The following is a 22,295-nucleotide window of genomic DNA, read 5'->3' as shown; positions in this document are numbered from 1 at the left end:
GGTCAGTCACCAGAGCGGTAGCGAAAGGGAGTTGTCTACATCAAGGCCAACCATCAGATGGTCGTACGGCTCCGCCCGCGATCGCCAGGACACCGCGGACACCGCCTGCCCCACGCGCCCCACGCCGCCGGCCCTCCCGCCCCCGCGGGTGGCCGGCGTCACTGCGACGGTGCTGACGGAGCGTCTGTCACTCGCGGTAGAGCAGGAGGGTGGCGCCAGACAGGGCGGCGCTGGCGACCAGAGCCCAGGCGGTCTGTCCGTGCAGCACGAGGACGGCGCCCGGGGCGGCGCCGGCGAGCATGGTGGCGACGGAGAGGACCTTCCTGCGCCGGCGGGGGGCGGTGCCGCCGGCGAGGCGGGAGTCGGCGGCCAGGCCGGTCAGGGTGAGGGTGAGCACGGTGGTGGTGAGGTCCGGTACTCCGAGGCCGCGGACGGTGCCGTTGCGCAGGCCCATCGCCAGGGCGAGCAGGGTGATCACGGCGTACTGTGCGGGCCCGTCCGCGCTCCAGGCGAAGACGACGGCGGCGGCTGCGCCGTACAGCGCGACCTCCAAGGCGAAGACCGTGCGCAACTGTGCGGGGCGCCGGGTTCCGGCGTGCCGGGTGGCGAGCCGGCCGGCCAGGAGCGCGCCGAGGAGGAAGGCGGCGAGGGAGGTCAGCGAACCGGTCACGGAGAAGCCGGGTGCTCCGGCGAGCGCGAAGGCGATGACGACCACGTTGCCGGTCATGTTGGCGGTGAAGACGTGGCCGAGGCCGAGGTAGCTGACGGCGTCGATGAGGCCGCTGACCAGGGTGAGGCCGAACAGGGCCAGGGCGAGCGGGTGGCGGTCGTGGATCTGCGGTCCGGGCACCGGCGGCGTCGGGGGTGCGGTACGGGAATCGGCTGCGGGCTGGGTCACGACGGCTCCTCGGGCGGTAGGGGGAGGCGGGTGGGGGCCCGCCGTGGTCCGGCGGTTGCCCCAGAGCGGCGGAACGGGCTTTCGGTCAGAAGAAGCAGGGGTCCAGCGGCACCTGCCCCTGCCCGGGCAGGACGAGGCCGCGCGCCGCGCGCCAGGCGTGCTGCTCGCCGGAGGCGGCCACGGCCTCCAGCACGCCTTCGGCCTGGCGGACGCCGGCCAGGCTGGGGGCGGGGGTGGTGTGGTAGCCGCCGAACCGGGTGACCGGGCTCCAGGAGGGTGAGACCTCGGGCAGCTCGGGGGCCAGGCCCTGGTGCTCCGCGGTGGCGTGGACGATGCGTCCGCCGACGACGGTGAGGACGGACTCGATGTGCGGGATGTCGGCCTCGGGCACGGTGAAGTAGTCGGCGCTGAGCAGCGCGAAGTCCGCGTAACTCCCCACCGTCAGACGCCCCTTGACTTCTTCCTCGCCGGTGAGGCGGGCGCCGCCCAGGGTGTAGAGCTCCAGGGCCTGCTCGCGGCTGAGCCGGTTGTGCTCGGCGGCCAGGCGCCGCCCGGAGACGGCCCGGCCGGAGACCAGCCAGTGCAGGGCGACCCACGGGTTGTAGCTGGAGACCCGGGTGGCGTCGGTGCCCGCCGCGACGGTCAGGCCGCGGTCCAGCATGGCGCGCAGCGGCGGCGCCTCGGCGGCGGCCGGAGCACCGTAGCGGGAGACGAAGGCCTCGCCCTGGAAGGAGAGGCGGTTCTGCACGGACACGGCGCCGCCCAGGGCGGCGATGCGGTCGAGGCTGTCCGGGCTGACGGTCTCGGCGTGGTCGAAGAGCCAGCGGTTGCCCTGCGGGAAGAGGCCCTCGGCGGCGAGCTTCTCGAAGACGGCGAGGTCGCGGCGGATGGTCTCGTCGTAGGTGGCGTGCAGCCGGAAGCCCCAGCCGTTCTCCGTCAGCAGGCGGACGGCCTTCTCGAACTCGCTCTCGTAGGGGCCCAGTTGCGGCCGGGGCTCGGTGAAGTTCTCGAAGTCGGCGGCGGCCCAGGTGAGGTTCTCCCCCGCGCCGTTGAGGCGCAGCCAGGCGTCGCCCTCCCCCGGGCGCACGGTGTTGACCCAGCGGGTGAGGTCGTCCAGTTCCTGCCCGGCGGTCTGCGGGAAGAGGTGGTAGGCGATGCGCAGGGTCAGCTCGCCGCGGCGGGCGAGTTCCATGACGGTGCCGTAGTTCTCGGGGAAGCTCTGGAAGCCGCCGGCGGCGTCGATCGCGGAGGTCAGGCCGAAACGGTTCAGCTCGCGCAGGAAGTGCCGGGTGGAGCCGATCCGGTCGGCCTCGTCCAGGGTCGGCGCCTTGGCCAGGGTGGAGTAGAGCAGCAGCGCGCCCGGGGCGGCGATCAGCAGGCCCGTGGGTTCGCCGTCGTGGCCGCGCACGATCTGGCCGCCCGCCGGGTCGGGGGTGTCCCGGGTGAAGCCCGCGGCGCGCAGCGCGGCCCGGTTGAGCAGCGCCGACTGGTAGAGGTGCAGCACGAAGACAGGGGTGTCGGGTGCCGCCGTGTTGAGCTCCTCCAGGGTGGGCAGCCGGCGCTCGGCGAACTGGTCGGCGGACCAGCCGCCGACCACCCGCACCCACTGGCCGGGCGGGGTGCGCTCGGCCTGCAGCCGGAGCATGGCCAGGGCCTCGCGCAGCGTCGGTACGCCGTCCCAGCGCAGCTCCAGCACGTAGTTGAGGCCGCCGCGGATGACGTGCAGGTGCGCGTCGTTGAGCCCGGGGACGGCCCGGCGGCCGAGCGCGTCGACCACCCGGGTGCCGGGGCCGACCAGCGGGGCGACCTCCGCGTCGTCGCCGACCGCTCGGACCAGTCCGTCCCGGACGGCCACGGCGGTGGCCTGGGGGCGGCGCGGGTCGTTGGTGTGCACCTTGGCGTTGCGCACGACGAGGTCGGCAGGCCGGCCAGGGGCGCCGGGGCGGATTCCGGCGACGGGCATGGTGGACAAGGGAGGTCCCTTCGTTCGGTGGAGTGCGGTGATGTTCGGTGGAGTGCGGTGGAGTGCGGTGATGCTCGGTGGCGGTCGATGGTGGTCGGTGCTGGGGATCGGGGGAGCTGATCGCGGCCAGGCGGGGCCACCCGGCGAAACCTAGGCAGCCGGCACGCGCGAAGGACTTCTGCAGCGCATGACCGATGGCCCCGCAGCGCACTGAGGCGGTCGGCCGGCCCGGTTCGGCCGGTCGTGCGTTGTCAGGACAATCCCGGGCGCGCAGCGAGCAGAACACCCCGGGGCGCCGCGTCTAGCGTCGTTGAACGAGCGCCCCGGCGGTCCGGGGCGGCCTGATGTCACGTCAATTCGCCGTATTCACAAGGAAAGAGAAGACCCATGGTCGACTTCGCCAACGTCCACGCCGCTCCGAGCCCGGACCTGCTGACCCCCGACAACGCGATGATGCTGTTCGTCGACCACCAGCCGCAGATGTTCTTCGGCACCGGTAGCGGCGACCGCACCGCGATCATCAACGCCACCGTCGGCCTGGCCAAGGCCGCGAAGATCTTCGGTGTGCCGAGCGTGCTGTCCACCGTCGCCGCCGAGTCCTTCTCCGGCCCGATCCTCCCGCAGCTGAAGGCCGTCTTCCCCGACCAGGAGGTCGTCGACCGCACCACGATGAACGCCTGGGAGGACGAGGCCCTGGTCGAGGCGGTCAAGGCGACCGGCCGCAAGAAGATCATCCTTTCCGGCCTGTGGACCGAGGTCTGCCTCGTCCTGCCGGCCCTGTCCGCGCTGGACCAGGGCTACGAGGTCTACGTCGTGGCCGACGCCTCCGGCGGCGTCAGCCCGCTGGCCCACGAGCACGCCCTGCAGCGGATGACCGCCGCCGGCGCCGTGCCCGTCACCTGGATCCAGGTCCTGCTGGAGCTCCAGCGCGACTGGGCCCGCACCGAGACCTACGTCGCGGTGACCGAGCTGGTCAAGGAGCACGGCGGCGCCTACGGCATGGGCCTGGTCTACGCCCAGTCCATGATCAACCCGCACGCCGCCGGCTGACCGACCGCACCGACCCAACGGAGTCCGACATGAACACGGGCCTTCTCCTGCTGCGCCTGGTCGCCGGTCTGCTGATCGCGGGCCACGGCGTCCAGAAGGTCAGCTTCCACCTCGGCGGCGGCGGCCTGGAAGGCGGTAGTGCCGAGTTCCGGGGCGACGGCTTCCGCGGCGGGAAGCTCACCGCGATAGCCGCCGGTGGCACCCAGGTCGGGGCCGGACTGATGCTGGCCCTCGGCCTGCTCACTCCGCTGGCCGGCGCGGGCGTCATGGGGGTGATGACCGTCGCGCTGACGGTCAAGTGGCCCCACGGGCTGTGGGTGCAGCACGACGGGTACGAGTTCCCGTTCGTCCTGACAGTCATCGGCGCGGCGCTGACCGCCACCGGCCCCGGACAGTGGTCGGTCGACGGGGCCCTCGGCCTGGCGCACTGGCCGCTGTGGTGTCTGCCCGTGGCCCTCGTCGCCGGTGTGGGCGGCGGCCTGGCCACCAGGCTCGCCCTGCACCGCGGCTGAGGCCCGGCTTCGTCGGCGGGCACGGGCGCACGAAAAAGTGCCGGGCCCGCCGACGAACGGGCTCGGCACAGAGCGGGCCGGGCCGCCGACGAACGGACCCGGCCCGCGGTCACGCCCCGGTCTCGGGGGTGACGACCAGGTGCTCGGCGAGGAACCAGACCTGGGTCTCACCGGTGCGGATGATCTGGGAGACCAGGAGGTCCTGGGTGCCGTCGTCGCCGAGCCCAGCCACCCGGGTGGCGGCGTCGCGGACGTCGGCCAGGATGGTCTCGTGCGCGTCGAGGAGCCGCGAGAGCATCGAGTGCACGTCCTCGATGCCGTCCGGCGGGCGCGGCACCCCGGTGATCCGTGCGGCGTGCCGGGGATCGCCCACGGCGACCCCGCCGAGCGTCTGCACCCGTTCGGCGAGCGCGTCGACCAGCTCCAGTTGCTCCTGCGCGTGCTTGTCGAAGAGCAGGTGCAGCTGGTAGGCGGTCGGCCCGCGCATGCCCCAGTGGCACTTCTTGTACAGCGCGTACAGGAACTGGGTGTCCGCGAGGACGCGGTTGAGCCGCTGGCACGAGTACTGCCGGGCGTCGTGGGAGAGCGCGATCGGCAGCTGGGTGACGGTGCCGAACTCCTGGATCTCGACGGCGTGTTGGTGGAGGTGTGGCTGGCTGGTCATGGCGCTCCTGGGGACGGCCGGACGGTTCGGGGACCAGGCTAGGAACGCGCGTGCCGTCGGCCTGTTCCGACGGCGCACCGCTTGCGGTCTTTCCGTGCACTCGCACGGGAGTTGAGCCCATGTGAGCAGCCGGGCCCACGCGGAGCACTCTCGGACGACATCGAGTGCTCTCCGAGGCAACAAGCCGGCGGCGACCGCTCCTAGGGTGAGCTCCATCGCAACCGCACGCCGGCCGAAAGACAGGGAAACCCCATGCCGTTCATCACCGTTGGCCAGGAGAACTCCACCTCCATCGACCTCTACTACGAGGACCACGGCACCGGACAGCCGGTCGTCCTCATCCACGGCTTCCCGCTGAGCGGACACTCCTGGGAGCGGCAGAGCGCCGCGCTGCTCGACGCCGGCTACCGGGTCATCACCTACGACCGCCGCGGTTTCGGCCAGTCCTCCCAGCCGACCACCGGCTACGACTACGACACCTTCGCCGCGGACCTCAACACCGTGCTGGAGACCCTCGACCTGCGGGACGCCGTGCTGGTCGGCTTCTCGATGGGCACCGGCGAGGTCGCGCGCTACGTCGCCACCTACGGTTCGGCCCGCATCGCCAAGGTCGCCTTCCTGGCCTCCCTGGAGCCGTTCCTGCTCAAGACCGACGACAACCCGGACGGCGCCGCCCCGAAGGAATTCTTCGACGGCATCGTCGCCGCTGTGAAGGCCGACCGCTACGCCTTCTACACCGGCTTCTTCAACGACTTCTACAACCTGGACGAGAACCTCGGCAGCCGGATCAGCGAGGAGGCCGTCCGCAACAGCTGGAACACCGCGGCGAGCGGCGGCTTCTTCGCCGCCGCGGCCGCCCCCACCACCTGGTACACCGACTTCCGCGCCGACATCCCGCGCATCGACGTCCCCGCCCTGATCGTGCACGGCACCGGCGACCGTACCCTGCCCATCGAGAACACCGCCCGGGTCTTCCACCGGGCGCTGCCCTCCGCCGAGTACGTGGAGATCGAGGGCGCGCCGCACGGCCTGCTCTGGACCCACGCCGAGGAGGTCAACACCGCGCTGCTCGCCTTCCTCGCGAAGTGACCCGGGCGGCCGCGCTCCCCCGACCGCGGCCGTCCGTCCCGTCGTCGGTACCGCCGTCGCCGCCCCGGGTTCGGACGGCGACGGCGGTACCGGCCACACACCCGCGCCCGGAGCCCGCTCGAGCGGCTCCGGGCGCGAACCATGACCAGGAGGTCACCCGTGAAGCTTCGACTCGTCCGACGCGTGGTCCCGTTGGTCGCGGCGGTCGCCGCGCTGACGGCGATCCCCACCGCCTCGGCAACCCAGAGCACCCCGGCGAAGCCGGGCTCGCACCAGCAGTTCGCCGTCGGCCCGCAGTACGACACCACCCACGTCTACGTCGCACCCGGCACCGAGCAGGCCTTCGTGACCAGCTGGACGTCCACCTTCGGCGGCACCACGATCGGGCCGGTCCCCACCCAGGTGACCCCGACCCCCAGCCGGACGCTGTCCGAGCTGGTGGTGTCGCCGGTCGGCACGCTGTCGGTGTTCGACTACACCACGCCCGTCCCGTACCCGTTCGGCACCGAGCGCACCGGCTGGCTGGTGACCGACCTCGACCAGGCGGTCCGAGCCGCCCGCGCCGACGGCGCGGCCGTCACCGTGGCGCCGTTCGCCGACCCGATCGGCCGGGACGCCGTCGTCCAGTTCCCCGGTGGGATCAGCGCCCAGCTCTACGTGCACAACGCCCCGACGTCGTACCCGGCCCTGGCCAGCGTGCCGGAGAACCGGCTCTACCTGTCGCCGGACTCGGTCCGCGCCTTCCTGGACAGCTACCTCGCCTTCACCAAGGGCCGCGTCGTCTCCGACGACCGGCACGCCGACGGCGCCGCGATCGGCCTGCCCGGGACGACGTACCGGCTCATCCGCCTCACCTCCGGCTTCGGCACCACCACCGTCACGGTGACGGACGGCCACCTTCCCTACCCGTTCGGCCTGGAGACCACCGGCTACGGCGTGCCGGACCTCGGCGCGACCCTGGGCCGGGCCAGGGCGGCCGGCGCCACGGTGCTGTCGGGGCCGGTCCGCGCGGACGGCCGGGAGAGCGCGATGGTCCGGTTCCCGGGTGGCTACGTCGCGGAGGTCCACACCGACCGGTGACCGGCCGCGCAGGCCACGCCCGTACCCGGCGCTGCACCGCCCGTCCTCACCAGGACCGGCGGTGCAGCGCCATGTGCACGGTGTCGACGACCTGCAGCAGCGCGGCCCGGGCGGTGCCGGTGGGGCAGCGTGCACCGAGCAGCAGGAAGCCGTGCGGCACCCCCTGGTAGCGCACCGCCACCACCGGGACGCCCGCCAGCCGGAGCCGGGCGGCGTAGGCCTCGCCCTCGTCCCGCAGCACATCGGCCTCGGCGGTGACCACCAGCGCCGGCGGGAGCCCGACGAGTTGTTCCAGCGTCGCCCGCAGCGGCGCGGCGACGGCCTCCCGCCGCCGGTGCGGCTCCGGCAGGTAGTCGTCCCAGAACCGGCGCATGTGGTCGCGGTGCAGGAAGTAGCCGGTCGCGAACCGGCGGTAGGAGGCGGTGTCGAAGTCCGCATCGGTCACCGGGCTCAGCAGCACCTGGTGCACCAGCCGTACGTCTCCGCGCTCCCGGGCGAGCAACGTCAGGGCTGCCACCAGATTCCCTCCCGTGGAGTCGCCGACGGCGGCGATCCGGTCCCCCTCCAACCCGATCTCCCGGCCGTGCGCGCGGATCCAGCGGGCCACGGCGTAGCACTGCTCGACGGCCACCGGGTAGCGCGTGGCGGGCGCCCGGTCGTACTCCACGTACACGACGGCGGCGTCGGTGCCCAGGGCGAAGTCCCGGATCAACGGGCCGTAGCAGGCGGCGTCCCCGAGCGACCGGCCCAGACCGGGCAGGAACAGCACCACCGGGCTCGGCTCGGCGCCGCCGACGGGCCTGGTCACCTGGACCCGCACCCGCCCGGTCGGCCCGCACGGCAGGGCGAACCACTCCGACGTGGTGCCGTACGGATCGTCCTCGTACTCCTTCGGCCCGTCGTCGGAGCGGCCGTCTGCGGTGAGGGCGGCGGGGTCCGGCAGGTCCGTCGCGGACCGGCCGGCTCCGCCGTCCGGGAACTCCGCGAGCGCCCGCTCCAGCACCGGGCGCCGGCCGCACGAACCGCTTCCGGCCTGCTCGGACGGGCAGCGCCCGGGTGGTGCATCCTCGACCTCCCCCGCGGCGACCGTTTCGTCGTCGGAACAGCCGTCGTCGACGAGCACGATGGTGGGCCTGGTGGGGGGCATGGCGGCCTTTCGGATGGCACCGGGTGGAGGGATCAGGAGGCAGGGTTGTGGCCCTCGGTCCGGGTGGCGTAGGCCTGCCACTCGCGGGGCGAGACGCCGAAGGCGTCGCGGAACGCCCGGCTGAAGTGGGAGTGGCTGACGAAGCCCCAGCGGTGCGCGACGGCGGACACACTGGTCTGCCGACGGGACGGGCGCTCCAGCTCCCGGCGGCAGGCGTCCAGGCGGCGCCGCCGCACCCACTGGCCCACGGTCGTCCCGTCCTGCTGGAAGAGCTTGTGGAGGTAACGCACCGAGATGTGCTGCGCGCGGGCGATCGATTCGGGCGAGAGGTCCGGATCGGCGAGGTTCTGCTCGATGTGGGAGCGGATCCGGGACAGCAACTCGGCCGTGCCGTTGTGGTGTTCCGGGTTCTCCCGGTCGAGCAGCTCGGTCACCAGGACGGCGACGATGTCGCAGACGCTGCGCGCGAGGTGGTCGCCCGGTCGGGCCCGGTGGGTCTGCGCCCGGGTGGCCAGGGTGCGGAGGAACTGGGAGGCGATCGAGCCGATCCCCTCGCTCCCCCGCGCCATCAGCCCGCCCGCGCGCCGGACGTCGCTCTGCCGGATGCCCAGGTAGAAGCAGGGGATGCGGAAGCGGACCATCCGGCATGCGGAGTCCTGCAGCAGGCCCGCCGGGTGCGGGGTGGTGCTGATCAGCAGGTCCCCCGGGGCCAGCGCGGTGCTGGCGCCGCCGCGTCGGACGGAGGCCGCGCCGTGGACGTGCAGGGTGACGTAGAGGCAGTCCTCGGGATCGGTTCCGGGTGGCGGGGAGAGGATGTCGATGCAGCCGTTGCCGCCGTCGCGGGCGGCCTGGTCAAGCTGGTGGACCGCGACGTCGGGCGCGGGGGTTTCGGGCATGAGTGAGGGACCCGACTGGCTCATGGGAGGCTCCGACCGGTGGGAGTTGGTTCTGTCGAATACCGGGAAGGTGTGCCATTGATACAAGGCGCGGACCTATCGGACAACATTCAACAATCGGAGTTCCGAAGGCTTCGGTGGCCCCGGATGGTGCCCGCCCCGACTGGCATCCGCTGCTCGCCGGAGGCCTCGCCCGCCCCCGTCGAAGAAGACGAAAATGCTTGCAGCGCACCGTAGTTCGCACCGGCGAAGCACACCTTCGACAACCGGCGAAGCCTCCCCGAACGCGCCGGCCCGAAGAACGGGCCAGGCCGGAAGGACCCCGCCTCCCACCCGCTGCGGCCCCCCAACGGTGCACAGACCGTCAGATCGCCGTGCACCATCGGAACACCCCCGCCGACACCCCTCCCTAGCCTGGACGGCGAATCCGCCTCCCCTGGTCCACGGCAGCGCCCAGGACCCGAGGCAAGACCACCGCGCCGCCCCCACCCGGCCCCACCGCACCCCGCGCGCGCCGACACGGCCTCGGCGACCTCCGGGTCCGCCCCCCTGCACCTGCCACGGCCGGACGGAAGGCGGCGCGATCGACTGGGACGCCGAACTGCCCCGCCCCGCCGGCTGACCTCAGCACCGCCGCCACCTGCGGTGAAGCGGCCGACCACCCACCGCGTACCCTCTGAGAGCCGGGAGCAGCGGCGCGGACGGAGCCGGACTCCGGCAGGCACGGGTGGACGGGGGAGACGCTCGAATGGCAGGGTCAGGCGGTCCGCTGTCCCATCGTGGCCTGCGCGGCCGGGAGACCGAGCTCGCGGACCTCCAGGAGCTGACCGCCTCGGTGGCCCGCACCGGCAGCGGGGGGCTGGCCCTGATCCGGGGGGAGCCGGGCATCGGCAAGACCACCCTGCTCACCGAGGCCGTCTGCCGGGCCGGCGCGGCGGGGTTCTCCGTGAGCCTCGGCAAAGCCGACGAGCTGCACCACCTCGTGCCGTTCTCCTCGCTGGCGGCCAGCATCCTGCACGGCGACCGCCCACTGCTGTGCGGTGGTGACCTCGCCGATCTCGCCCGCAACCACGACCAGCGGATCTGGCTGGTGGAGCGCCTGGCGGAGGCGATCGAGGCCAGGGCCACCGACGCGCCGGTGCTGATCGCTCTGGACGACGTGCAGTGGGCCGACGCGTTGAGCCGGTTCGCCCTCCAGCAGCTGCCGACCCGCCTGCGGACCTCGCCGGTCCTGTGGATGCTGACCGGGCGCCGGGAGCCCGCCGGCCCGGCGGAGGAGATCGTGGCCGCCGCCACCGGAAACCTTCCGGCGGTCACGGTGACCCTGGGCCCGCTGTCCGGCGCGGCCATCGGTCAACTGGCCGACGACACGCTCGGACCGGCGGTCGACACGTGGGTGCGGGACCTGCTCGACGGCGCCGGCGGGAACCCGTTCCTGGCGGTCGAGATGCTGGCCGGGCTACGGACCGCCGACGCCGCGCAGGACGTCGTGCCCTCCCGGCTCGTGGTCGGCGTGCGCGGCAGGCTCCGGTCCCTGCAGCCCGACACGCTGGGGTTCCTCCGGATGGGCGCGGTGCTGGGCCGCCGGTTCGGCTTCGACGACGCCGCCGCGCTCTGCGACCGGCCGGCCGCCGCCCTGCTTCCTGCGCTGGAGGAGGCGGTGCATGCCGGCCTCCTGGACGACGACGGCGACAACCTCGTCTTCCGGCACGACCTGCTGCGCCAGGCGGTCTACGCCGACATCCTTCCGTCGGCCCGCAAGGCCCTGCATCGCGAGGCCGCCCGCCGCCTGGTCTCCGCGGGCCGGCAGCCGATCGACGCGGTGCCGCACATCCTGCGGGGGGCCACGCCCGGGGACGAAGAAGCCGTGGCGCTGCTGCGGCGAGCGGCCGAGGACGTGCTGGCGGTCACGCCGGAGCCGGCGGCCGACCTGATGCTGCGCGCCCTCGAACTGACCCCGACGGCAGGGCGGTTGAGGTTCGAGGTGGGCGAGCAGACGATCCTCTGCCTGGCCCGGGCCGGCCGCGACCGCGAGGCGCTGGAGACCGGCGATCGGCTGCTGGCCGACCGTCCGCCCCTGGAAACCTTCGGCCGGCTCCAGTCCGCCCTGGGCGGGGCGCTGTGGACCATGGACCTCGCCGACGAACTGCGCCGCCGGACCGAGGCCGCCCTCGCCGCAGGCGGCTCCGCCCCGGAGATCTGCGCACGGCTGGCCGCCCTGCGCGCCCTGGCGCTGTCCCGGGGCCGTGACCTGGCCGCGGCGCGGCAGGCCGGCGAGACCGCGCTGCGCACCGCCACCGCGATCGGCGACCGGGAGGCCCACGTCCTGGCCCTGTCCGGGCTGGGCGAGATCGCGCTGAACGCAGGGGACAACGCCGCCGCGCTGGAACGATTCGCCGCGCTCAGCGCCATCGACTCCGCCTTCCTCCCCGAGGAGGTCGTCGCGCACCTGCACCTGGACGACTTCGCCGCGGGCGGGCGCCTGCTCCTCCGGGCGGCGGAGCGGGCCGGTGCGGTGCGTCAGGCCATGCTGCTGTGGGCCCAGGGCCAGCACGACCTGGGGCTCGGCCGGCTCGACGACGCCGAGGCCGACTTCGTGACCATGGAGCGCCTGGAGGACGAGGTGCGGGTACCCGTCCAGCAGGTGAACGGCCGGGTGATCCGCTCCCGGATCGCGCTGCTGCGCGGCGACCGGGAGGCGGCCGGGGAGCACCTGCTCGCCGCCCGGGAGCGACTGTCCGTCAAACCGAACCCGGGCAACACGGCCGCGGTGCACTTCCTGGAGGCCGTCCACGCCGAGGCCGACGGGGACGTCGCGCTCGCGGTCGACCGGATCCACCAGATCCAGCGGCAGGGGCCGTTCATGCGCTGGCGACTGCTGCGCGACTGGGTCGACGCCGCGGTCCGGATGGCCCTGCGCGCCGGGGAGCGCGAGCTCGCCGAGGACCTGGCCGCCCAGGCCGAGGCCCACGCCGGACGCAACCCGTCCGTACCGACCGCCACCGGCGTCGCGGCACAGGCCCGCGGGCTCGTACGGAACGACCCCGCCGTGCTCGAACACGCCGTGGAACTGCTCAAAGCGAGCCCCCGCCCGCTGACCCGGGCCGCCGCCCACGCCGATCTCGGCCTGGCCCTGCTGGCCGCGGGGCGGCGCGACCGGGCGGTGACCGCGCTGGCCCACGCGCGCGGCGCGTTCGCCGAGGCGGGCGCCCACGCCGCGGCGGCACACGTCCAACGCGCCCTGAACGGCACCGGGGCCGACAACCGCCGGGCGGCGACCGTGCAGCGCCCGGTCCAGGGCTGGGCCGCCCTCACGGCCTCGGAGGAGAAGGTCGCCCGCCTCATCGCCCAGGGCCACACCAACCGGTCGGCCGCCGAGGTGCTCGTGGTGTCCCCGCACACCGTCAACACCCATCTGACGTCCGTCTTCCGCAAATTGTCGATCGGCTCCCGGGTGCAGCTCGCCAACCTGGTCGCCTCCCTGCCCGAAGGCTGAGCGGGCTCGTGGGTACGTTCAGGCGATGCCCCTGCTCAACCCCGTCGCCCAGCGCTTCACGGCCCGACGCACGGCAGCCACCGAGTACGTGCCGAACGCTTCACACGCCGTTCCCCTGTCGCGGCCTGACGCCGTGGTGGCGATGATCCGGGAGGCCACCGCGCATGCCACGGGTGCTCCCGGGGGTGTTTAATATCCGTTCGAACGGAAGAGTCCGGTTGGCCCGGTGAACGGCATCCCTGGAGTCACCCCCTTCGCACCACCCACCCCAGGCCCCAGGCACCCGGCAAAGGCACCAGCATGATCTCACCGGCCAGATCGTCGGCTCGGCGGTTCGCCACCCTCCTGACCGGGATCCTGCTCCTGGCGCCGGCCGCCGCCGGGTGCGGTGACGGCACCGGTTCCGGGCCGGCCGACGGCGAGGTGACCACCATCACCGCGCTCGACTACTACACCGACCAGACCGAGCACGCCCAGTGGGGCGACCTGCTCACCGCATGCGGCCGGACGGTCGGGGTGCGGGTCGAGCAGACGAGCGTCCCGGGTGCGTCCCTGGTCCCCAAGGTCCTGCAGCAGGCGTCCTCCCGGACCCTCCCCGACCTGCTGATGCTCGACAACCCCGACCTGCAGCAGATCGCCCGAACCGGCGCGCTGAGCCCGCTGGACGGCTACGGCATCGACGCCGACGGCTTCGCCCCGGGCATCGCCTCGGCGGGCAGCTACCAGGGCAAGTTGTACGGGCTGGCCCCGAACGTCAGCACCGTCGCCCTGATCTACAACGAGGACATGCTGGCCGAGGCCGGCGTCGGCGTCCCGCGGACCTGGGACGAACTGAAGGCGGCCGCAGCCGTGTTGACCCGTCCCGGGCGCTACGGCATGGCGGTCGACGCGAACGCCACCTTCGAGGGCACCTGGCAGTTCCTACCCTTCCTCTGGTCCAACGGCGGCGACGAACGGCAGTTGGACACTCCCCAGGCCGCGCAGGCGCTCCAGCTCTGGGTCGACCTGGTGAACAGCGGCTCCATGTCGAAGTCGGTGCTGAACTGGACGCAGGCCGACGTCCACGACCAGTTCGTCGCCGGTCGGACGGCCATGATGATCAACGGCCCTTGGCGCATCCCGGCCCTGGAGCAGGACGCGAACCTGCACTGGGGCGTGGCCCCCGTCCCCGTCCCGCAGTCGGGGCAGACCCCGGTCACCCCGCTCGGTGGCGAGGTGTGGACCGTCCCGCAGAACCCCTCCAAGGCGCGGCAGGAGAAGGCCGCCCGGGTGCTCGCCTGTCTGAACTCCCCCGCCACCATGCTCACCGCGGCCCGGCAGCACCACACCGTGCCCTCCCGCACCGCGGTGGCCGCCCAGCACGCCGAGGCGAACCCGTCGATGGCCGCCTTCGCCCGGAGCGTGACGGTGGCGCGCGCCCGTACCGGCGAGCTCGGCGTCGAGTGGCCCAAGGCGGCGACGGGGATCTACACCGCGGTCCAGTCCGCGCTGACGGGTGAGCAGACACCGGAGGAAGCCCTCAGGCATGCGCAGCAGACCGCCACGGGCCACTGACCCCTCGCCGCTCCGGCGCGGGGAACGGTGGGCCAGGTGGCTGTTCGTCGCGCCCGCCGCCGCGTACCTGCTGCTGTTCTTCGGCTACCCGATCGTCGAGAACATCGTGATGAGCTTCCAGCGGTACACCGTCACGACCTTCTACACCGGTGACGCCCCGTTCACGGGTCTGCGGAACTACGCGGCCGTCCTCTCCTCCCCCGCCTTCCCGCGCACCCTGCTGACCACGGCCGTGTTCACGACCGGATCGGTCCTGGGGCAGTTCGCCCTCGGCCTGGCCCTCGCCCTGTTCTTCCGGCGCCGCTTCCCGCTCGGCGGCGTACTGCGCTCGCTCCTGCTGCTGCCCTGGCTGCTGCCGCTGGTCGCCACCGGAACCGTCTGGAAGTGGATGCTCGACCCCGACACCGGAGCCGTCAACGCAGTGCTGCGCGGCCTCCACCTCACCTCGTCCGGCGTCCCCTGGCTCACCGGCACCTCCCAGGCCCTGCTGTCGGTGGTCCTGGTCAACACCTGGGTCGGCGTCCCCTTCAACACCGCGATCCTGTACGGCGGTCTGCAGGACATCCCCCCGCACCTGTACGAGGCGGCGAAGCTGGACGGCGCCGGGCCGCTGGCCTCGTTCCGCCACATCACCTGGCCGCTGCTGCGGCCGGTGGTGAGCGTGCTGCTCGTGCTGAGCGTGGTCTACACCGTCAAGGTGCTGGACGTCATCCTGGTGGTCACGGGCGGAGGACCGGCCGGCGCCACCGAGACCCTCGCCACCCAGTCCTACGAACTCGCCTTCCGGCAGTACGACTTCGGGCGCGGCGCCGCGCTGGGCAACGTGCTCATCGTCCTGTCGCTGGTGTTCGCCGTCCTATATCTGCGCGCGGACCGACGCGCCCGCGCCTTCTGAGAGGCCCACCCGTGAAACGCCCACCCGGCCGCGGCGGTCCGCTGTCCACCCTCGTCGGGATCGTCCTGCTCGCGCTGATGCTGTTCCCCGTCTACTGGATGGTGAACGCCTCCCTCCAGCCGGCCGGCAACACCCTGCGCGGAGGGTGGTTCCCGCTCCACCCGGACTTCGGCGGGTACGCCGCCGCGCTGCGCGACCAGGGGCGCAACCTCGTCACCAGCCTCCTGGTGGCCCTCGGCAGCGCGCTGCTCAGCCTGGCCCTCGCCGCACCGGCGGCCCACGCACTGGCCCGGTTCCGCCTGCGCGGCGCCGGGGCCGTACTCCTCGGCGTCCTGACCACCCAGGCGGTGCCGGGCATCGTGGTGGCCAACGCGCTCTACGGCGCGTACAACGACCTGGGGCTGCTGAACTCCCGCCTCGGGCTGGTCCTCGCCGACTCCACCGCCGGCGTCCCCTTCGCGATCCTCGTCCTGCACTCGTTCATGCGGAGCATCCCCGAGCAGATCGTCGAGGCCGCGCGGATGGACGGTGCCGGCCGGCTGCGCGTCTTCCGTTCCGTGGTGCTCCCGTTGAGCCGGAACGCCCTGGTCACGGCCGGCGTCTTCACCTTCCTCCTCGCGTGGAGCGACCTCCTCTTCGCCCTCACCCTGACCACCACGGACGCTGTCCGGCCGGTCACCCTGGGCGTCTACCAGTACCTCGGCGCCCACACCGACCGGTGGAACGCCGTCATGGCCACCTCCGTCCTGGCCTCCGTGCCGGCCGCCGTCCTGCTCGTCCTCGCCCAACGCCACGTCACCGGCACCGCCACCGGTGCGACCGTCACGTGAGGGTCACACCCGATCTAGTAGGTTCACGCGATGTCCCGCCCCGGGCCTTCCGGCATGGTGACCCGGAAGGCACAGCGGTGGACGGGGCCACCGCTGGCCGACCGACCCGAGAGGAACCCGGTGCCCGCATCTCTCTCCACCATGCGACTGTCCGCCTCCGACCGAACGGAGAGCTGGCACGAGGCGGTGTCCCACGCCTTCGTGCCGATGATGGTGAACTTTCTGGAGGAGGTGCCGTCGCCCGGCGCGATCGTCGGCCACCAGCTCGGCCCGATGCGGATATCGAGGGTCCAGGCGGGGCCGCAGGTGGTGACGCGCAGCCGGCGCATGATCGCCGACGGCGGCCCCCCGTCGCTGATCCTCAGCCTCCAGGAGCGGGGCACCGCACTCAAGGAGCAGGACGGCCGGGAGTCGGTCATCCGGCCGGGCGAGTTCTCCATCACCGACACCTCCCGGGTCTTCCGGAAGACGCTTGAGGAGGAATTCGTCTTCACGTCCTTCCACTTCCCCCGCGCCGAGCTGGATGTTCCGGAGCGGGACCTCCGAGCGCTGACCGCCACCCCCTTCAGCGGGTCCGAGGGCAGCGCCGCACTGGTGGCGACCTATTTCTCGCGGATGGCGCGCGAGGCGGAGGTGCTGGACGAGGCGGTCGGCCGCCGAGCCGCAGCCACCGCACTCGACTTGCTGGCCCTCCTCGTCGACGACCGCTCCGACCGCTCCCGCCCCCAGTCACCGCAGAGCGCGGCCTCCCTGGAACGGGTCAAGACTCACATCCTGCGCAACCTCCGCGATCCGGACCTCTCCCCGACCACCATCGCGGAGGCCAACTTCATCTCGGTCCGCTTCCTCCACAAGCTCTTCCACCTCGAAGGCACCACCGTCGGCGGATGGATCCGAACGCAACGACTGGAACGCTGCAGCCGGGACCTCCTGCGCCCGGTCGCCGCCGAACTCGGCGTGGCAGGAGTCGCCCGCCGCTGGGGCTTCGCCAACTCCAGCCACTTCAGCCGCGCCTTCCGCGCCGCCTACGGCATGACTCCGAGGGACTGGCAGGTCCGCGGTAAACCGGCGCAATGACCCCCTCCCCCGCCCGGCCGAGGCCGGCCGCCGTACCTACCGGCCCCGCCGTACCTACCGGCCCGAAGTGATCCGGACCGCAAGGAGGTTGGGGTCCTTGTCGGTGGGACGCCCGAGTGGCAGGACGGTGTCGGCGTGGGCGGACACCAGGGGCAGGTCGTGACTGACGAGGACGACGGCCAGGCCTCGGGTGTCCCGTAGGTCGCGCAGGAGTTCCATGATGCCGTCGGCGGTGTCGGCGTCGAGGGCGGAGGTGATCTCGTCGCAGAGCAGGACGTCGGGTTCGGCGGCCAGGGCTCGGGCGATGGAGACGCGCTGGCGCTGTCCGCCGGAGAGTTCGTGGGGGTGGCGGGCGGCGTGGTCGGGGGTGAGGCCCACGGAGGTCAGCAGGTCGGCGACGCGCTCGGCGCAGCGGTCGGCGGCCAGGGCGAAATGGAGCTTCAGCGGGCGGGTGAGGGTGGCCCCGACGGTGTGGGCGGGGTTGAGGGCGCCGAGCGGGTTCTGGGGGACGAGTTGGATGCGGCGGCGCTGGTCGCGGGTACGGCGCCGGTAGGAGGGCGCCAGGGCTTCGCCGGCGAGGGTGATGCTGCCGGCGTCGGGCCGGTGAAGGCCGGCAAGGGTGCGTAGCAGGGTGGTCTTGCCGCAGCCGGACGGGCCGGTGATGCCGGTGAGGGTGCCGGGCGGCAGGTTGAGGTCGAAGGCGGTCAGGACGTGGTGGCGCTCGCGGCCCGTGCCGACGGTGGCGTGCAGTGCCGTCACCTCGACGATGGGCTCGGTCCCGGGGGCCGGGGTGTGACGGCGCTCGGCCGGGGCCGGAGAGACGGCCGGGGCGGTGGTGGGGCGGGCCGGCCACAGCGCGAGGACGTGGTCGGCGCAGCGGGCGACGAAGTCGGGGTCGTGGCTGGTGAGGGCGATGGCGATGTCGTCGGAGGCAGCGACGTCGCGCAGGAGCTCCGCGATGTCGTCGCGCAGAGCGGGGTCGAGGCCGGCGGTGGGTTCGTCGAGCAGGAGGATCGCCGGGCGGCGGGCGAGGGCGCGGGCGAGGGCGACGCGCCGTTGCTGTCCGCCGGACAGGGCTGCCGGGCGGCGGCGTTCGAGGCCTTCGCCGAGCGGGAGGTGGACGGTGCGCAGCAGCTCCGGGACGGAGGTGCTGCGGCGGTCGGCGGCGGTCTCGGTGACGAGGCGGTCGACGCGCATGCGGGGGTTGAGTCCGGAGCCGGGGTCCTGGCCGACGTAGGCGAGCTGGTGGCGGCGCAGGCGGCGCAGTTCCTCGGGCGGGAGGGTGAGGATGTCGTGGCCGAGGACGGTGAGGTGTCCGGCGGTGACGTGCGCGCCGGGTGGGAGGGCGCCGGTGAGGGCGCGCAGGAGGGTGGTCTTGCCGGCGCCGGAGGGTCCGGTGATGGCGGTGATGCGGCCCGGGGTGAGGGTGAGGGTGGCGTCGGTGAGCAGCTGCGCGCCGTGCAGGGTGATGGACAGTGCGGTGGCGTGGGCGGCGGCGGCGGCGGGGGTGCTCACAGCGGGGTCTCCGGGGTGGGCCGGGCGGGGGCGAGGGCTTCGGCGGCGAGGTTGACGCTGATGGCGAGCAGGCCGATGGCCAGGCAGGGGGCGCCGACGGCCCAGGGGTTGAGGGTGATGCCGGCGGCGTTCTCGCGGATCATCAGTGCCCAGTCGGCTTCGGGGGGTTGGGGTCCGAGCTGGAGGAATGCGGCGACGGAGACGATGTAGATGCCTTCGACGAAGCGCAGGCCGAACAGGGCGAGGACGGTGGAGCGCAGGTTGGGAAGGACCTCGCGCACGGTCAGGTGCCACAGTTTCTCGCCGCCTGCCGCTGCGGCTTCGACGTAGCCGGTGGTGGCGATGGGGGCGGCCGCGGCGGCGACGATCCGGACCGCGTACGGGATGCCGAGGAGGGTGGCGGCGGCTGCGACGGCCAGGCGTCCTCCGGCGGGCCAGGCCAGGGCGATGAGCATGATGGCGAGGACGGAGGGCAGCAGGATCGTCAGGTCGGCGGCGCGTTCGATCCACCGGCCGAGCACCGGGCGCAGTGCGGCGATGATGCCGATGGCGGTGGCGGCCGCGGTGACGACGAGGGCGATGGCCAGGGCGGTGGCGATCAGGGGTGCGCCGCCGCTCAGGAGGCGGCTGAGGACGTCGCGGCCGAGCTGGTCTCCGCCCAGCGGTGCGCCGGCGCCGGCTTCGGCGTAGGGGAAGGTGACCGGCGCGTCGATCGGGTGCGGGGCCAGGAGCGGCCCGGTGAGGGCGAGGAGGACGAGCAGGAGGGCCGGAACGGCACGCAGGAGCACACGCCGGGTTCGGCGGGTGGTGGGCACGTTCGTGGTCGGGGCGGTCATCGGCGCTCGTCTCCGAGGGCGGTGGTGCGGACGGTGTCGGCGAGGAGCAGGAGCAGGCTGATGGAGGCGCCGGCCACTGCCACGACTCCGGCGACGAGGGGGGTGTCGCGGTCGGTGATGGCTCCGGCGAGGACGGCGCCGATGCCGGGGTAGTTGAAGAGGGTCTCGACGACGACGGTTCCGCCCAGCAGCATGCCGGCGGAGGTGGCGATGCCGACGGCGATGGCGGGCAGGGCGCCGGGGAGCATGTGGTGGCTGAGGATGCGTCGGCGGGGTAGGCCGTCGAGGATGGCGGCCTGGACGTGGGGCAGGGCGGCCTGGTCGGCGAGGGCGCCGCGCACGATGCGGGTGTTCCAGCCGATCTGGGGGACGGTCAGGGAGAGCAGCGGCAGGACGATCATCGTCCAGGACTCGGGTCTGCCGTCCGGGCCGGTGAGGGTGACGGCGGGCAGCCAGCCGGTCCACTGGGACAGCAGCAGGAGCAGGGCCACGGAGACGACGAACTCCGGCAGGGCGTACGCGGCGGTGGACAGGGCGTCGACGGCGCGGTCGGTGCGTCCGCCCGGGCGCAGGGTGGCCCAGCCGCCGAGGGCGAGGGCGCCGGCGGTGCTGACGGCGAGGGCGAGGCCGCCGAGCAGGAGGGTGTTGGGGAAGGGGCCGGCCAGGACGTCGGTGACGTGTCGGCCGCGGGCGGTGGTGCCGAGGTCGCCGGTGGGCAGGCCGGTCATCCAGTCCCGGAAGCGTTCGGCGAGCGGGCGGTCCAGGCCCATGGCGGTGCGGCGGGCGGCGAGGTCGGCTGCGGTGACGCCCCGGTCGGAGGTCGCACCGGCGGCGTCGCCCGGCAGCAGTTCGACGGCGGCGAAGACGGCGGCGAGCAGGACGACGAGCAGCACCAGGCGCCGTGCGGCCTGCCGGGCGACCCGGCCCGCACCGGGGAGGATGCGGGCCGGAAGGCTTCGGAACGTCGGCGCACCCGCGGGGTGACGGGTGGTCAACGCGCCAGCCAGGTCTTTTCGAGCTGGACGCGGCCGTAGCCGGGGAGCTTGGGCAGGTCGCGCACGGCAGCGCCGGCGAGGTCGATGCCGTCGGCCATGCCCCACAGCAGGTAGCCGGACTTGGCGAACTCGGTCTCCTGGAGCTGGTGGAGCAGCTTGCCGCGCTCGGTGGCGTCGGCGGCGCCCATGGCCTTGCGGTAGGTCTCGTCGAAGGTGGGCTCGTTCCAGCCGGACTCGTTCTGCCCGGCGTCGGAGAGCATCGTCTTGGAGGCGAAGAAGACCACCGAGTCGTTGGTGCCCCAGTAGGTGGTGTAGAGGGTGCCCTTGAGCCAGGTGGCGTCCCAGAACACCTTGGAGTCCTGCTTCACCACGTTGATCTTCACCCCGGCCTCGCGGGCCTGGGTGGCGAACAGGGTCGCGGACTCCGCGAGGCCTGCGATGTCCTCGGTGGTGATCAGGTCGTAGGTCTTGGAGGTGTCGAAGCCGGCGTCGGCGAGCAGCTGCTTGGCCTTGGCGAGGTCGCGGGTGCGCTGGGGGATGTCCTTGGCGAAGGCCGGGTCGCCGGTGCCGAGGATGTCGTTGGCGATGCTGCCGTAGCCGGAGAGGACCTGCTTGACCATGGCGTCGCGGTCGACGGCGAGCTTGAGGGCCTCGCGCACCCGCGCGTCGGCGAACGGGCCGTCGGCGGTGCGCATGACGATGGGCATCGCCATGTCGTTGGGGCGGCGCACGATCCGGACGTCCTTGCGGGCCTCGGCGGTGCGGGCGGCGACGGCGCCGACGTTGGAGGCGAGGTCGATCTGCCCGGCGAGCAGGGCGTTGGCCATGGCCTGGGGGCTCTCGAACAGCCGGACCTCGACGGCGTCGAGGAGGACCTTGCCGCCGTACCAGTTGTCGTTGCGCACCAGGCGGGCGTTGCCGTCGCGGTACCAGTCGAGCTTGAAGGGGCCGGTGCCGGGGGCGCCGGCGATCGCGTCGTCCTTGGTGTCCTTCTTGAGGACGAAGGTGGTCAGGCGGGTGAGCAGCGGCAGGTCTGCGTTGGCGTAGTCGGAGACCAGGACGACGGTCCTGGCGTCCTCGGCCGTGATGCCCTCGGGCTGGATGCCGGGCAGGCGGCTCTTGCCGGCCGGGGTGTTGCGCAGGCGCTTGAGCGACCAGACGACGTCGTCGGCGGTGACGAGGGTGCCGTCGTGGAAGGTGGCGCCGTCGGCGAGGGTGAAGCGCCAGGTCTTGAGGTCGTCCGAGGGCTTCCAGGAGGCGGCGAGGCGGGGTGCGGTGTTGGCCGTGGCCCCGGGTATCGCGAGCGTGTCGTAGAGCAGGCTGATGATGAGGTAGTCGCTCTCGTTGGCCTGGGTGCCGTGCGGGTCACGGGTGACGGCGGAGGCCTTGCCGAGCGCGCCGACCTTCAACGTGCCTCCGGCGCGGGGCTGTTGGGAGTCCCCGCCGGAGGGGGCGGTGTCCTTGGATCCTCCCGTGCCGCTGCCGCAGGCAGCGAGTGCGCCGACCGCCCCGATGCCGGCACCGGCCCACAGCAGCTGTCGTCTGGTGACGCCCACGTTCGATCCTCGTTTCGGGTCATACTCGATGTGCTTAGGTTTACCTATCCTAAGTTTCAGTCAGGGCGCAAGCCGCCGGACGGGGCGCACCACCCTCCCGGCCATGCGCCCCTCATTCCACAAAGCGCCTCCTGGACAGGCAGGTTGGCCCCGCGCGGCGCATGCGCCGCCACCGGGAACCGGCTACGCAAACGGAGACATCCAGTCAGGTAAGGCTTGCCTTAGTTCGGAGTCGTTGTTAC

General features: G+C 73.1%; 18 protein-coding genes. 9 read left to right on the top strand and 9 right to left on the bottom strand.

Annotated elements, in window-relative coordinates; genetic code table 11:
* Positions 1-187 precede the first annotated feature (187 nt).
* Together BX285_RS26485 and BX285_RS26480 are read right to left on the bottom strand one after the other, a co-directional pair.
* Entirely contained in the window at positions 188-898 is a 711-nt protein-coding gene (locus BX285_RS26485; protein ID WP_398901204.1) for a YoaK family protein, read from the bottom strand.
* A gap of 85 nt (positions 899-983) precedes the next feature.
* A complete protein-coding gene (locus BX285_RS26480; RefSeq protein ID WP_183107270.1) occupies positions 984-2,861 on the bottom strand; it encodes an amidohydrolase in 1,878 nt (625 codons plus the stop codon).
* Positions 2,862-3,248: 387 nt separating this feature from the next.
* On the opposite strand from BX285_RS26480, the gene BX285_RS26475 reads away from it, so the two are divergent.
* Together BX285_RS26475 and BX285_RS26470 are read left to right on the top strand one after the other, a co-directional pair.
* Entirely contained in the window at positions 3,249-3,911 is a 663-nt protein-coding gene (locus tag BX285_RS26475) for a hydrolase (RefSeq protein WP_121178426.1), read from the top strand.
* A gap of 29 nt (positions 3,912-3,940) precedes the next feature.
* On the top strand, positions 3,941-4,423 hold the full coding sequence (locus BX285_RS26470; protein ID WP_121178425.1) for a DoxX family protein: 483 nt from the start codon (positions 3,941-3,943) through the stop codon (positions 4,421-4,423).
* 109 nt (positions 4,424-4,532) lie between these two features.
* On the opposite strand, the gene BX285_RS26465 is transcribed toward BX285_RS26470, so the two are convergent.
* Entirely contained in the window at positions 4,533-5,087 is a 555-nt protein-coding gene (locus tag BX285_RS26465; RefSeq protein WP_121178424.1) for a Dps family protein, read from the bottom strand.
* 252 nt (positions 5,088-5,339) lie between these two features.
* Here BX285_RS26465 and BX285_RS26460 point away from each other — a divergent pair, with 252 nt between their 5' ends.
* Complete coding sequence (locus BX285_RS26460) at positions 5,340-6,176, top strand: alpha/beta fold hydrolase (protein ID WP_121178423.1); 837 nt, start codon at positions 5,340-5,342, stop codon at positions 6,174-6,176.
* Positions 6,177-6,335: 159 nt separating this feature from the next.
* Positions 6,336-7,256, top strand: a complete 921-nt coding sequence (locus BX285_RS26455) for a VOC family protein (protein WP_220783977.1) — start codon at positions 6,336-6,338, stop codon at positions 7,254-7,256.
* 46 nt (positions 7,257-7,302) lie between these two features.
* Here the strand turns inward: BX285_RS26455 and BX285_RS26450 are convergent, their stop codons facing one another.
* Both BX285_RS26450 and BX285_RS26445 read right to left on the bottom strand, forming a co-directional pair.
* Positions 7,303-8,403: an alpha/beta hydrolase gene (locus tag BX285_RS26450; protein ID WP_121178421.1), complete on the bottom strand. Its 1,101-nt coding sequence runs from the start codon at positions 8,401-8,403 to the stop codon at positions 7,303-7,305.
* A 32-nt stretch (positions 8,404-8,435) separates the two neighbouring features.
* Positions 8,436-9,299, bottom strand: a complete 864-nt coding sequence (locus BX285_RS26445; RefSeq protein ID WP_183107233.1) for a helix-turn-helix domain-containing protein — start codon at positions 9,297-9,299, stop codon at positions 8,436-8,438.
* A gap of 748 nt (positions 9,300-10,047) precedes the next feature.
* Between BX285_RS26445 and BX285_RS26440 the strand changes: the two genes are divergently transcribed.
* From BX285_RS26440 to BX285_RS26420, 5 genes are all read left to right on the top strand, one after another.
* Positions 10,048-12,795 carry a helix-turn-helix transcriptional regulator gene (locus BX285_RS26440; protein ID WP_121178419.1) on the top strand — a complete coding sequence of 916 codons (2,748 nt, stop codon included), beginning with the start codon at positions 10,048-10,050 and terminating at the stop codon, positions 12,793-12,795.
* Between the two features lie 300 nt (positions 12,796-13,095).
* Positions 13,096-14,349 carry an ABC transporter substrate-binding protein gene (locus BX285_RS26435; protein ID WP_121178418.1) on the top strand — a complete coding sequence of 418 codons (1,254 nt, stop codon included), beginning with the start codon at positions 13,096-13,098 and terminating at the stop codon, positions 14,347-14,349.
* Entirely contained in the window at positions 14,321-15,244 is a 924-nt protein-coding gene (locus BX285_RS26430; RefSeq protein WP_121178417.1) for a carbohydrate ABC transporter permease, read from the top strand. Before BX285_RS26435 ends, BX285_RS26430 begins: the two co-directional genes overlap by 29 nt.
* Positions 15,245-15,255: 11 nt before the next feature.
* Positions 15,256-16,074 (top strand): carbohydrate ABC transporter permease, encoded by an 819-nt coding sequence (locus BX285_RS26425; RefSeq protein ID WP_121178416.1) that lies wholly within the window; start codon positions 15,256-15,258, stop codon positions 16,072-16,074.
* Between the two features lie 120 nt (positions 16,075-16,194).
* A complete protein-coding gene (locus BX285_RS26420) occupies positions 16,195-17,151 on the top strand; it encodes a helix-turn-helix domain-containing protein (RefSeq protein ID WP_121178415.1) in 957 nt (318 codons plus the stop codon).
* 54 nt (positions 17,152-17,205) lie between these two features.
* Here the strand turns inward: BX285_RS26420 and BX285_RS39310 are convergent, their stop codons facing one another.
* From BX285_RS39310 to BX285_RS26400, 4 genes are read right to left on the bottom strand one after another with little or no spacing between them, the layout of a single operon-like run.
* Positions 17,206-18,666 carry an ABC transporter ATP-binding protein gene (locus BX285_RS39310; RefSeq protein WP_121178414.1) on the bottom strand — a complete coding sequence of 487 codons (1,461 nt, stop codon included), beginning with the start codon at positions 18,664-18,666 and terminating at the stop codon, positions 17,206-17,208.
* Positions 18,663-19,502, bottom strand: a complete 840-nt coding sequence (locus tag BX285_RS26410) for an ABC transporter permease subunit (protein WP_121178413.1) — start codon at positions 19,500-19,502, stop codon at positions 18,663-18,665. Before BX285_RS26410 ends, BX285_RS39310 begins: the two co-directional genes overlap by 4 nt.
* Complete coding sequence (locus BX285_RS26405) at positions 19,499-20,497, bottom strand: ABC transporter permease (RefSeq protein WP_398901198.1); 999 nt, start codon at positions 20,495-20,497, stop codon at positions 19,499-19,501. The genes BX285_RS26410 and BX285_RS26405 overlap by 4 nt, the downstream gene beginning before the upstream one ends.
* Positions 20,494-22,053, bottom strand: a complete 1,560-nt coding sequence (locus BX285_RS26400; protein WP_121178412.1) for an ABC transporter substrate-binding protein — start codon at positions 22,051-22,053, stop codon at positions 20,494-20,496. The genes BX285_RS26405 and BX285_RS26400 overlap by 4 nt, the downstream gene beginning before the upstream one ends.
* Positions 22,054-22,295 lie beyond the last annotated feature (242 nt).

The organism is Streptomyces sp. 1114.5 (genome assembly GCF_003635085.1).
GTDB lineage: Bacteria > Actinomycetota > Actinomycetes > Streptomycetales > Streptomycetaceae > Kitasatospora.
Note: the sequence above shows the minus strand (reverse complement) of the source record. Positions and strands in the feature narration are given on the sequence as shown.

Coding starts and splice junctions, on each gene's coding strand:
- BX285_RS26480 (WP_183107270.1), bottom strand. CDS start 2,861: ATGCCCGTCGCCGGAATCCGCCCCGGCGCCCCTGGCCGGCCTGCCGAC.
- BX285_RS26475 (WP_121178426.1), top strand. CDS start 3,249: ATGGTCGACTTCGCCAACGTCCACGCCGCTCCGAGCCCGGACCTGCTG.
- BX285_RS26470 (WP_121178425.1), top strand. CDS start 3,941: ATGAACACGGGCCTTCTCCTGCTGCGCCTGGTCGCCGGTCTGCTGATC.
- BX285_RS26465 (WP_121178424.1), bottom strand. CDS start 5,087: ATGACCAGCCAGCCACACCTCCACCAACACGCCGTCGAGATCCAGGAG.
- BX285_RS26460 (WP_121178423.1), top strand. CDS start 5,340: ATGCCGTTCATCACCGTTGGCCAGGAGAACTCCACCTCCATCGACCTC.
- BX285_RS26450 (WP_121178421.1), bottom strand. CDS start 8,403: ATGCCCCCCACCAGGCCCACCATCGTGCTCGTCGACGACGGCTGTTCC.
- BX285_RS26445 (WP_183107233.1), bottom strand. CDS start 9,299: ATGCCCGAAACCCCCGCGCCCGACGTCGCGGTCCACCAGCTTGACCAG.
- BX285_RS26440 (WP_121178419.1), top strand. CDS start 10,048: ATGGCAGGGTCAGGCGGTCCGCTGTCCCATCGTGGCCTGCGCGGCCGG.
- BX285_RS26435 (WP_121178418.1), top strand. CDS start 13,096: ATGATCTCACCGGCCAGATCGTCGGCTCGGCGGTTCGCCACCCTCCTG.
- BX285_RS26430 (WP_121178417.1), top strand. CDS start 14,321: ATGCGCAGCAGACCGCCACGGGCCACTGACCCCTCGCCGCTCCGGCGC.
- BX285_RS26410 (WP_121178413.1), bottom strand. CDS start 19,502: ATGACCGCCCCGACCACGAACGTGCCCACCACCCGCCGAACCCGGCGT.